Here is a 12,255-nt window from a genome sequence, read left to right on the forward strand (position 1 = left end):
AGCACGCCGTCGGTGTACAGGCCCTCGTCGAGCGCCGTCTCGGTGTCGCCCAGGTTGTCCAGACGGGTCTTCACCTTCAGGGTCATGGAGTCGTTGTAGCCCAGATAGCCGTCGCAGTGGGCGCCGGCGTAGTAGGCGTTCAGCAAGGTGTCGAACTCGGCGAACTCGCGGTCGGTGGCGTCGTCGGGAGCGGCGATCTCGAACACGACCACCTCGCCCTCGTGGTTCTGGCTCTTCACCGTGGTGTACTCGCCCACGCCCTGCATATCGGTGCGGGTGCCGGAGAGCACATCATTGATGAGGCCGCGGTAGTCCACGGTGTCGGAGGCCTGGTCGGTGTCCGGCTTGCCGTAGTGGGCGTTGCTCTGGCCGCCGCGATTCGCCAGCGTGCCGCTCGTCGCGTAGGTGTTGTCGTTGTAGTTGGGCTGATAGGTTACCTTCACCGTCCAGTCGCGGTCGAGCATCTGCTGGGGCGTCAGGCGCTCGATCTTGAAGACGCTCTCGCCGGCGGCCTTGTCGGCCGTGGCCTTGGGCACCGGGTTGCCCTCGGCGTCGGTGACAACCTTGCCGGTCGCATCGGTCTCGAAAAGCTTGTTGTCCTTCTTGTCCACGACGTACTCGCCGGCGGCGATGTCGGCAGTGGTGGCGTTGCGGTCCTTGTAGAGGCGCTCCACGTAGAAGGCGTAGTCGTCGCTGCCCTTCTTGTAGCCGTACGTATCGTCCTCGCCGATCCACTTGTAGAGGTTCGGGTACTGCTTGGCGATCTTCAGATCGTCGGTGAGCATCCTGTCGTCGAAGAAGGTGACCTCGCGGGGCAGGTGCAGGGCGAAGACGAGCTTGGCATGCTTCAAATTGCCCTGGGCCTCGACGATGTCGGTGTACTCGGACGGATCCAGGGCATCGGCGTTGTTCAGCACGGTGGCCGCGAACCACGGATGCTCGTTGTACTGCCAGGCGTCCTTCTCCTCGCTGGGGAGGAACAGCGTGTCGTGCTCGATCCAGCTGTTGTCCATGCCGAACTTCTCCAGCATCTCCGGATCGTACTGGATGTCGTTGTAGAGGTAGTACTCGTCGTTCTGGCTCGTCCAGGCGAGCGTGCGGCCGTCGACGCGGTGGCCGGTGAACGTGTAGGGCACCGGCTCCCACTTCGTGCGATCCATCGGCACCGGCTCGCCGCCCTCGGGCAGCTTGTTGCCGGACTCATCGACGAGGTCGCCCTCCTTGTCGGTCTCGTACAGAAGCACGTTGTTGTAGGCGGCAATCGTCCAGTCGGCGGCGTTCAGAGTGCCGGTCTTGTTTCCGGCGCCGTCCACGTCGTAGATGATCATGTTGCCGGACGCGTCCAGCCGCACGGGCAGCTCGCGCACCTCGCCCGTGGTGTTGTTCACGAGCAGCGTCAAGGTGTCGGCCGTGGCCGAGAGCTCGGTGTCGTCGTAGACGTACTGCACCTCGCGCGTCGTGCCGTCAGTGCGGTTCTTCACGGTCATGAGGCCGTTGGCGCCGGTCTTCCACGGCACGGCCGGGTCGGCCAGACCGATCTTGAACTCGACGTTTCGGGTGATGACGAAGCGCACGTCGGAGACGGTCTGGTGGCGCCAGAACAGGTAGTCGTCGTAGGCGTCGGGCACCGTGGGCTCGGGCTCGTCCTTCACGCGGGTAAGCTCGACGGGCACGTACACCTCGCCGATGCCCTCGATGGACACCGTGGTGTAGAGCTGGTCGGCCTCGGCCTCCAGGTAGTCGCCGAGCTTGTCGGTGCCGCGCACCTTCTTGCTCAGCATGACCTTCTTGGTCTGGATGGCGCCGTCGATGAGCATCGAGACGCTCTGGGCGCCCACGAAGTCGTCATCGACCACGTTCAGCGTGTAGAAGTCCTCGCCCTCGCCGTTGAAGCGGCCCAGATCGGCCGCGACTGCGTCGGCGGCGGGCTGCTTGACCGGCATCTCGTAGCGGTAGAAGGTCTCCTTCACCGGCTTGTTGTTCTCGTCCAGAATGGTCTGGCCGTTGCCGTCCTTCTTTTCCACCTCGAACGAGACGAGCTCCAGGTAGGTGCTGCCGCGCTGGACGAGGCGTCCCAGACCCTCCACCGAGTAGGTGTACTTCGTGCGCGGGTCCACATTGCGCTTGGCGATGACGGACTTCGCGTAGACGGGGTTGTTCTCGGCGTCGACGCCGGTCTGCTTGTAGAGCACCTTGGCCGAGGCGCCGACGTACTGGTCGAGGTTCACGCTGGAGATGGTCACCGGCACCCAGCTCACCTGGGTGATGAACTCGGGCACCTCGGGCGTCTCCTCGCCGCCGTCGCCCTTGCCGTCGTCGCCGCCGGTCGAACCGGAGCCGGAGCCCTCGCCGCCGGAGCCGGAGCCCTCGCCGTCGCCCTTGTCGTCGCCGCCGGTGGTCGGCGGGATGTATTCGGGGTTGGGCACCTGGGTCTCGACGCGCTCGAAGAAGTTGAGGTCCTTGGCAAGCTCGTACTCGACCAGCTTGCTGTTCTCGTCCACGTCGCCTTCCACGGTGTAGTAGTAGTCGTCGAAGAAGCCCTGGTCGGTCGCCTTCAGCTTCGCGCGGACGAAGATGGCCTTGCCGTTCACGTCCTGCTTCACGTAGATGTCCTCGGCGGAATCCGACGCGTAGTGGGCGAGCTGCGTGGCCGAGGTGATGGTCACCTTCTCGAAGCGCTTGGCAGTGTCGTTGTAGCGGTAGAACACCGCGCCCATGGCGCTCTGGTCGGGAATGGCCTCGAGACTGTAGTCGAAGTAGCTGAAGGGGTCTTCCTCCTCCACTTCCACCGGCTTGCGCTTCTTCACCGTGATCTCGGCGAAGGCGGCGCCGTCGCCCACGTAGAGCTTGCGATGGTCGGCGATGGCCATCGCGAGCGCGGAGGTGGTGCGATCGAGCGGCGTGTACACCTCTTCGCGGACGTAGCGGGTCTCCTCGGCCGTCAGGTCGGCAACCTGGCTCTCCTCCACGTACTTCTTGCCCAACGGCGCGTTCGGATCATCGCGCAGCACGTAGCGGGTCTCCAGGGTGCCCACCGGCGCCGGGGAGTACTCGTAGTCCATGGTGTAGAAGGTCACGCCGGAGGCGGACTCGCCCGTGGCCTCGTTGGAGGTGTCGGGGGCGAGCGGGTTGTAGGTCACCTTGCGGGTGCGCTTGTAGTTCTCGGTGAGCACATGGGTGCCGCCGGCGTCCACATCCCCTGCGTACAGCTTCGCCTCGGTGACGTCCACTTCCCCGGTCAGCAGCGACAGATCGAAGGTCTTCACGAGCGACCAGTTCACCGCGCCGTCCTTGTAGCTCTTCAGCGTCACGGTGACCTGGTTGCCGTTCACGACGCGCTTGGCGTAGTTCTGCATGACGCCGGCGGCGTTCTTCTCCACCATCTCGGTGACGATGTGGGTCTCGGAGTACTTGGTCTCGGTCACCTTGATGAGCTCGTTGCCGTTGGTGTCGCTCATGATGCGGTCGGTCACCAGGTTGCCGTTGATCATGCGGCTCATGGGCGCGGAGATGACCGAGCCGTCGGTGTGCACGACCGACCCCTCGCCGGCGCCGGCGCCCGTGGCCTCGGTGCCCGGCTTGAAGTCGGCGGCCGTCTTGTCGGAGTAGTCCTTGCCCGAATCGGACGGACGGTTGAGCGGGTTGGCCTCCACCTCGTAGGACACGTTGAGCGTCGGCACCTTGGTGCGCAGCTTCACGGTGGAGTACACGCCGGCATCGCGGTGGGTGGCCGCCACGCCCGTGGCGCGGTTCACGAACTTCTCGTCGTGGGTGGGCGCGCTATCGGCGAACGCGGCGCGCGCGTCATCGGCGAGCAGGGCCTCCCCTACCGCACCGGTGCCGTTGTCGCGATGGCCGTTCAGGGCGTTCGTCGTCGCCGTCGACAGGCCGTAGGCGTTGGCCGCGAAGGTGTAGTCGCCCACGGTGAGGCCCTTGCCCTGGACGGGCTGGGGAGTAAGGTCGTTGCCCTCGTAGTCCTTCTTCAGGGTGTCCGCGCCCACCAGCGGCAGCGACGCCAGGCTGACGCCGCCCATGGCGTTGGGGATGCGGCTCGTGCCCGTGGCCTCGACGTAATGGCCGTTGAAGCCGATGAGGTAGTTGTGGGGCACCTTCTCGGCGACGGCCACGCCGGTGGTGGAGTCGCCCGTGCGGATGTACTTGGCCGGGATGAAGCCCTCGGTGTGCGGGGTCACCGTGAACAAGTGCCCGCAGTCGCAGCCGGCGGTGTAGGTGTAGTAGGTGCTCTGGGTGGCATCGAGGCGCTTGTCGGCGTTATACCAGCCTGTGGCCAAATTCCAGCTGGTAAGCGTGTTGCCCGTGATGGACGTCCAGTTGCTGTGGTTGGCGCGGTAGGTGAGCCACGAGAGCTTCTTGTCGCGCGTGAGCTGCGCCTCGGCGCCCACCGTGAAGGGGTTCTGGGTGCTGGCGTTCACGACCGAGATGCTGGAGGTGCCGTTGGATTGGTCGATGCGGCCCTGGTTGGTGGCGCCGTAGACGGTCACGTCCTCGTCGGTGAGGTACTTGTAGCCGTCCACCTTCGAGGTGACGTAGGCGCGGATGTTCTCGTAGCTCTTGGTCATGGCCTTCGGATCGAGGCCCATCTTGGGCTCGTCGTAGGTGAGCACGTTGAACTTGAAGGTGTCCAGGCCGCCGTTGACGATCTGGGTCACCAGGTCGTTCGGGTCGTTGTAGCCGTCGGCCTTGGGTTCGAAGCGCAGGACGTAGCGGTACTCCTGGGCGCCGGTGTCGGTGGTGACGGCCTCGAAGGAGTAGGTCGCGTCCCAGTTGGCTTCCTTGTAGGCCGCGGACATGTTGTCGTTGACGGAGTTCAGCTGGGTGTAGCCGGTCGCGTCGTCGTAGGTGTACTCCACGTACCCGTCGCCGTCGGTATCGGGCACCGTGGGCGCCGCGTCGGCGGTGACGAACAGCTGGCCCGCGAAATCGGCGGCCTCGTCCATGGGCACGGGCTCGTACTTGGCGGCCACGGCCTCGGCGGTCATCTGGTAGAGCGTGTCGGTGCCGGCCTTCGCAGCGGCCACAGCGGTCGCGCGGTCGGCGGCGGGCACCTCCTCGTACTTGGTGGCGTCGCTTGCCATCGGGCGGTAGAGCTTCGCCGTCGCGTCGTCGAGCAGCGCATCGTCCTTATCGATGGCGGCGAAGGTGGCGTCGATGGCGTCGAAGTACTGATAGAAGTAATGGGTGGCGTTGCCGAGGTTCTCGTAGTTGTCGGCATCGGCGCCCACCACGTAGGACATGTCCCAGTCCTCAGTGTTCACGTGCCAGTTGATCGTGTCGTCCTTGCCGTTCTTGCCGTCGATGGCGTAGGGCTGGCCGGTCTTCTTGGAGTAGAGGGCTACGCCGTAGGGCAGCACGACGGTCACCACGGGCAGCGTAAGGGAGCCCTTGCTCCCGCCGTCCACCGCGTAGTTGTTGCGCGGCTGGGAGTCGTAGGTCTCCGTGGAGGTGTAGTAGTAGCGGCCCACGTTCCTCTGCCAGATGTAGGGCTGCTCGGCGAGCCAGTAGCGGTTCTCCACATGCACGTTCACCTGGCGGCGATCCGCCTCGGTGTCCACGTAGTAGGTGTCGTTGTCGGCCGCCACCGCATCGGAAGTCTCCCCCACCTCGGGCACGAACTCGGACACGGTGTTCCACACGCGCACGAAGGGCTTGCGCATGACGGCGTGGGTGCCCGTCTGGGCGTACAGGGTCACGCCGCCCTTCAGGGCGTCGTTGTAGTTCACCTGGTCGGTGTCGGTCACCTTCAGGCCCAGGTTCTTGAAGGCCTTCTGGCTCTCGCTTACGGCGGCGACCTCGTCGGTCACGACCGAGTTGTTCATCACCGTGTAGCCATTGATGGCCGGGAAGTTCGAGGAGCCGTAGAACTCGCCGTAAAGGGGCGCGTGCACGCCGAGGCGGCCGGGCGAGATGAGCGTCCAGCTGTAGTCCATGCCGTAGGGCTGAACGTTCTGGCGACGGCTGCGCAGGGCGGCGTTGCCCTCGTAGACGTCCACGTCGTAGATCTGGTAGTAGGCGCTCGCGTTGAAGGGCTTCTTCTCCGCAGTGGCCGGAGCGGCCTCGGCGGTCTTCTTGTAGAAGGTCAGCGTCGTATCGGCGCGCTCGGCCTCGGTGGCCAGGCGGTAGGTGCCGTCCTCGTTCGCAACGTACAGCGCGCCGGTCTCGGCAGCCGCGTCGGCCACGGCCTCGTAGGCGGCGTCCGTGGCAGCGGTGCCGGGAACGACGGCATCGAAAGTGCGGTCGATGTTGGCCTCGTCGTCCCACGGGGCGGTGAGAAGGCGGTCGTACCAGGCCTCGTCCTCGTTGTTGCCGAAGATGTGGCTGGACACGTTCACGCGCATCTTGTAGCCGCCGGCCGCGTAGCACTCGGCCAGGGAAACGGGCGCCGGATCGGTGGCGGAGGCTGCGGCCGACGCGCGGCCGAACCACTTGCCGAGATCCTGCTTCACGGTGATCTTCAGCACCCAGGGCTGGCTCGACTGGGTGTAGGCGGCGCCGCGCATCTTGTCGGCATCGGCCACGATGCGATCGCCGTCCATCTTGTCGCCGGAGGCGTAGCCGGTCCCCTCCGCCTTCACGGCGGTGTAGGTGGACGCCTCGGGATGGGCGGACAGATCGCTGGCCGCCGTCATGACGTTGCCCTCGCGGTAGACGGCCGGATCCTGCTTGGCGCTGGCGGCATCGTAGCCGTGGTAGTCGCCGTAGGGCGTCTGGACGATCTCGATGTCGATGAGATCGGCGGGGATGGCCTCGTAGGTCTCGTCCACGTAGGGCGCGCCGTCGTTGGCCGTCTTGCCCGTGTTCACGGTGTTGCCGTAGACGTCCTCGGCGCGACCGCCCTTGTTCACGCCGTTGACGGACTTCAAAAGCTCGGCCGTCACCTTCACGGTGCCGTCCTCGTTCAGAATCGGCTCCACGCCGCGCGGCATGATGTAGGTGAACTCGACGCCGTCGAGGTTGCGGTCGCCGTAGTTGTAGGCGGTCAGCTGACTTACGTAGTTCTGGCCAAGCTCGAGGGCGTCCTCGTACTGGCCGAACTCGATCTCGGGATCGTCGTTCAGCTGGTGGTTGGTGAGGTTGTTCTGGCGGTTGTCGTACACGTCCTTGGACGGGTCGCGGAAGTTCACGTCCGCGCCGCCGGGCACGAGCGTGTTGCGCACGGCCGAGCCCGAGGAGCTGGTGGACACGAGCGCATCCTTGCTGTAGCGGCGGGCGGCCTGGTAGTCGTCGTTCGCGTTGGCCGCGCCGTACTCGTCGTCGAAGGAGCTCACCATCTCGGAGGTGGTGGCCAGCCACGCCTTCTGCATGTGCAGGCGCGTCTGCGACCACACGAGCGGGGTGGCGGACACCTCGGTGGCCGTATCCTGGGCCACCGACACGGTAGCTCCCTGGGTTGCGGCCTTAGTGGCCGTCGTGGCGGCCAGGACGTCGGCGATACGGCTGGAAAGCTCGAAGGTGAACGTGTCGCGCGCGTAGTTGCCCGTGGTGGTGCGCCCGCCGGAGGAGAGCGACCACTGGTTCTGCGTCACGAGCGAGAACTGCGTGGGCAGGCCGGATTTGGCCGCGGCCACCGTGGAGGTGGTCGGCGTGCCGGTGGTGAGGTAACTCACCTTCTGGCGGTAGTTGGCCGTGATGACATCGGCATCGACGTACTGGCCGTTGGAGCCCGAGGAGCCGTAGTCGTTGCTGGCCGTCCAGCTCATCGTGCTCGTGGCGCTCTCGTGGATGTAGCCGCCGGAGGAGCGCAGCACGTTGGAGGCGGTGCCGGGAACGAACGTGTAGGCATGGTTGAACATGTCGCAGGTGTCCACGTGCTTGGGCTTGTCGGTGGTGAACGCCGACTCGTGCAGCAGCGAGTCCATATCCATCATCACGTTCTCGGTGCACACGCGGTTGGTGCCCCAGATGGGGTTCGAGAGCCCGAAGGCGGGGTTGCCCACGCCAGGGTTCGTGAAGAAGTTGCCCGCCGCGCAGCCGGCGTGTCCGCAGTGCAGGTGGTAGCTGGAGAAGTAGTACTCGCCCAGACGCGGCAGGTAGGCCGGCTTGGCGCCCGTGGTGTTGGGCGTGCCGTCGGCATTGGTGGCCGTGGTGGTGGAGTCATCCAGGTTCTTGTACACCTGGGGCAGGTTCTCCTCGGCCGCGCGCACCGGGAAGGCGATGGACAGGATGTCGCCCACTTCCATCACCGAGGAGGTGTAGTCGGGACGGTCCACCGGGCGCAGGCTCGTGTCGTAGGTGCTCAGTTGAGAGCCCGTATTCAGTTCGTTCTCGGGAACGAAACGGCTCTCGCTGGGATCGTAGATGGGCCCGTTGTTCTCGCTATCCTTATACTGGTCGTCCACGACCAGCTCGATCTTGAACAGGCCGAAGGTGGTCTCGTTGGAGACGTTGGCGCCGCGCGGGTCGATGTCGTTGTAGGCCTTGCCCCAGGTGTAGACGCCACTTCCGCCGTTCACGCAGGGGTTATTGATGCCGCCGTTGGTGCAGATGCCCAGCTCGCGGGAGACGTAGTTCATCGATCCGCCGTAGTCGGGCGTCTTCTTCTCGGTGCCGACGAGCGTGACCTTCACCTTCAGGCCGCGGGTGCGCTGAGCCGTCACCGCATCGCCGTAGCGGTTGGTCCAGTTGATGTACTTCAGGGTGCCGTTCTCGTCGCGCGTGTTCAGCACGCCCTCCAGGTAGGCCGTATCGATCTTGGAGCCGATCTTATCCGCCACCTCGCCGGTGCCGAGCGCGGAGTTGTAGCCGGCGGCCTGGCGCAGGTAGTCCAGCGGGATGCGCTCGAAGAACACCGGGTTGTACAGCTCGCCCTCGCCGGTGTTGCCCTCGTTGGTGCCATCGATGACGAGGTTGTTCTTGATCTCGCGGGTCTCGTCGTCATCGGAGACCTCGGGGGTGGAGCCGGTCGTGTTCGAGAGCGTCAGGTTGGAGATCTTGCCACAGTCCTGGCCCCGGTTGACCGAGCCGTCCTTGCGGTAGTTGAACGAGAGGGTGTAGGTGCCCGGATCGAGGGTCAGCACATAGTGACCACCCGTAGGACCGCCCATGAGGCGATCAACCGTGTTCACGCGGGTGCCGTCGTCGCGGTTGCAGTACCAATACAGCCAGTCGTAGCCCGACTCGGACTCGACCCACCAATCCCAAGACACATCGGTGCGGTTGTAAAGCGTGAACGTGACGTTCATCGTGGAGGTGGTGCCGTGGCGTCCCTGGTTGCCCGACGTGTAGGTCTTCGAGGCCTCGTCGTAAATCCAGTTGGAACTGAAGCTGTTGGGAACCGGGGCCATCTTGGTGTTGTAGATGGTGTCGCGGTACCAGAAGGTCTCGCCGGCCACGTACCCGGTCTTCTGGGGCGCGCTCTCGTTGTAGGCGCCCGTGGCCTCTCCCTCGGTCTGGAAGACCTGGTTCTGGAACTGGGCGTTGGGGTTCTTGCGATAGACGCGGATGGCGCCGGTCTTGTTCCACTCGTTCTGGAGCGTCTGCCAGGTGCCGTGCTGCACGTTCTGGGAGACGGCGTCGCCGAACTGGTCGCCCTGGATGACGTCATCCTTATAGAGCGGGCCGTTGAAGTCCAGCGTCGTGGACTCGTTGTGGTAGTGGTTGTAGGCCACGTCCACCGAGCAGGTGCCGTCGAAGTAGTTGGCGATGTCCTTGTAGGCCTCGCCCATGGTGCGGGTGTCGGTGAAGCGCACGACGCCATCGAGCACCACGTCGTCCAGATGGAAGGCGGAAAGCCCATTGGCGGTGGCGGGCACGTCGAAGTAGGTCCAGCGCATGGCCGTGGCCTCGCGGAACAGGTTGATGTCGTACACGCCACGGTTCTCGACCACGGTGTCGCCCTGGGCAAGACCGCTGAACTTGTTGGCGGTGCCGAGCACCATGTGGGTGCGACCCTCCATGAAGGTGGTCAGCGCCTTCGTGTCCTGATCCTCGGCGAACCAGGCGCCCAGCACGCGGCGGGACACGGTGGGCATGGCCTCATCGTCGTCCGGATCCGGCGCGATGGTCGTGTCCTCATAGGCCACGTCAACCCCCTCGGGGTAGGCGTCGATGGCGCGCTGCAGGCGCGTGGCGTCATCGGAGCCCTCCTCGTTGGCGTAGGGCAGCGGCACGTAGTACTCCACGCGCACGTTCTTGCGGCCCTTGGCGGCCGCAGGGCCCTTCGCCTGGGTGGCCGTCTCGCCCTCGCCCACGGTCTTCATGAGCGTCGGGTCGCCGTCGGTGGTCTTAACGCCGCTCGTGGTGTTGGCCGGCATATCGGCCGGGTAGTCGATGTTGTGGCCGTACACCTCGAAGATGCGGTTGCCCACAGGCGCCTGGGCGGCGGTGTTGAACTTGTCGGTGAAGTTCACCGTCACGCGGATGTCGTTCGTGTGGAACGTGGTGTTGTACAGACCGGCCACCGTGAGGCGCAGCGGGTTGCCGTCCTGGTTGGCCGTGGTGTTGCGCGTGGTGGAGCGTTTCACGTAGCTGGCATTGATGGTGACGTCGTTCTTGTGGTTGTCGCCCACGCGCGTCACGCGGCGGGAGTTGTCGGTCTTGGTCTCGCCGGAGGCCGCCCAGTTGTAGCGATCGTTCAGGATGGAGGTCACCTGGCCGAAGCGGTCGCGGTTGGCGCCCGTGGCCGTCATGAGGTTGACGGCATGGCCAGCAGCGTCGGTCGTCGCTGTGAAGGACTTGTCGCTCACCACGGCGTGGACGCCGGATCCCTTGCCGTCGCCGGAGTCGCTGTGGTTGTAGAAGCGCACCTTCGATTCGATGGAGCCGCCGTACTGCAGACGGTTGTCCAGGTTGGCGATCGTCTTCACCGGATGGCTGTAGTCCACCGTGTCGAGCGCCTCGTCGTCCATGGACTTGTAGACGCGGTCGCCGTTGGAGTCGGACTGCTCCACCTTGTACTGGGCATAGCCGTGGCGCGGGGCGGCCGTCACGGTGTAGACCGCCTGCACCTGATCGGCCGAGTAGCTCGGACGGTCGGCGTCGTTCGTGAAGGCGTCGTTGTTCTTCTCGTTGTAGGCCTCGGCATCCGCTTCCAGCTCGTCGGTCATCTGGGTGATGACGCGGATGTAGACGCCCTCGCCGCGCAGGGCCTGCTGGGTCTTAGAGCCCACGGAGAACACGAGCGCGCGGTTGCTGGCATTGTACTCGCCGGCGGCCGCATCGACGAGCGCCGTCTCGGCGCCCTCGGCCGCGGTGACCGTGGCTGCCGTATCGTGGGCGATCTTGGTGAGATCGGTGGAGGCCGGCGCCATGAGCATGGTGACGTTGTCCAGCGTGGTGACGGTGCCGCCCTCGCCGGTGACCGTCTTCGGGTCGCCGAGGAGCGTGGCCGTCACGCGGGCGGCCTTCGCATCGGCGTCGTAGAACCTCACGTCGTCCGTCTTCGGCGGCTCGCTCGTGTTCACGCGCGGCGCGTCGGCCGGATGCGCCTCGGTGACGCCGATGCGCTCGTTGGCGCCCACGGTGTTCAGCTGCACCTTGTTCGCGGAAAGCCCGGTTTCGGTGGGGATGCGGTCGGTGACCACCTCCCAGCCGACGATGCGCTGGCCGCGGCCCACGGTGAAGCGGGCGTCCATGTGCTGCAAGGGCAGCACCGACTGCAAATTAGCGCCCAGATACAGCGTGTACTCCAGGTAGTCGCCGGCGTACAGCGCGCCGTCGGGCACGTCGTTGGCGGTGTTGGTGGGCTCGTAGCTGAAGATGTTGGTCATCGAGCGGTCGTCGGCGTCGTAGGCGAAGACGGTGTCCTTGCTCACGGCCGTGGCACCGTTGGTGCCGTAACCGATAGCCGCGTCAATCTTGCGGCCGCGGACGTAGGAGACGTCCATGGTGCCCAGCTTGTGGGACACGCGGTAGGCGGCCTCGTCGTCCACAAGCGCGGCCAGGCCCTCGGTGTTGGGGTCTTTCGCCTTCAGATCGACCGTCAGCTTATGGCGGGAATCGGTGCCCGCGTAAGCGCTCGCCTGCTTGCCGAAGGTGGGCGTGGAGTCGTAGTCGAAGTTGCCGGCGTTGGTCTTGGCGGCATCGTCGACGCCCTCACCGGTGAGCACGTTGTCGTGGGTGAGCGTGTTGGTGGCGGCGCGAGCCGAGGTGAACAGCTCCACGGGACGATCGACATAGATGCCATCGTACTTGAAGGCGTAGTTCACCATGGTGTTCGACTGCGCAGAGGTCGCCTGGGTGGTGCCCACGTTGTACTGGCTCTGACGGGTGAGCCACTGGCCGGCGTCGAGCGACGTG

Annotated in this window: 1 protein-coding gene (running past both ends of the window); it reads right to left on the bottom strand. The window is 65.4% G+C overall.

All 12,255 nt of this window come from inside a single coding sequence — locus AEQU_RS06380, hypothetical protein (RefSeq protein WP_022740109.1), on the bottom strand. Of the gene's 74,247 coding nucleotides, 27,380 precede the window and 34,612 follow it; the stretch shown corresponds to coding positions 27,381-39,635, spanning codon 9,127 (partial) through codon 13,212 (partial); reading right to left, the first codon wholly in view occupies positions 12,252-12,254. The start codon and the stop codon both lie outside this window.

Origin of the sequence: Adlercreutzia equolifaciens DSM 19450 (genome assembly GCF_000478885.1) — a bacterium.
GTDB lineage: Bacteria > Actinomycetota > Coriobacteriia > Coriobacteriales > Eggerthellaceae > Adlercreutzia > Adlercreutzia equolifaciens.